The organism is Mycobacterium sp. NGS26 (assembly GCF_059813025.1).
Map to the genome: position 1 here is coordinate 1 of NZ_JCALDU010000035.1, position 451 is coordinate 451.

Here is a 451-nt window from a genome sequence, read left to right on the forward strand (position 1 = left end):
GTCCCAGGCCGCGGCCGCGGCCATCATCGGCCCCGACCCCGGACCGGCATACATCAGACCCGAGTTGACCTCCGGCGGTAACGCCCCGAAATCGAACACCTACCCACCGCCGAACCCGAACGAGGATCCCCTCACGCGTTGCCCCCACTTGGCGCCTTTCAGCAAGTCCCTTTCGTGTGAGGCTAATGAGCGGAACGCCCCCGCCCGGGTCGCCGAGGCGACGGGCCCCGGCGCGCCACAACACTCGGAGGGAGCGTGGCGGTGGGCGTCGGCGACACCGGGAGGCCCGAGGTGTGCGGCGGGCACGGTCATCATCTGCGGTAACACGCCGACGACGTCGGCCACCGCCGGGCGCAGCCGGCCGCGGCCAGGCGGCGGACGCTCCGATCGGGGACAAAAAATCCCGCCGCAGCAAATACCCGCCGATGGCGTCGGCGGGTGGGTATCCGGA

Annotated in this window: 1 protein-coding gene; it reads right to left on the reverse strand. The window is 71.4% G+C overall.

All coding sequences use genetic code 11. From position 1 onward, the window contains the following. The coding region (locus AC5Y6X_RS24435) for a PPE domain-containing protein (protein ID WP_499989720.1) at positions 1-99 on the reverse strand (99 nt) is incomplete at its 3' end. Positions 100-451 lie beyond the last annotated feature (352 nt).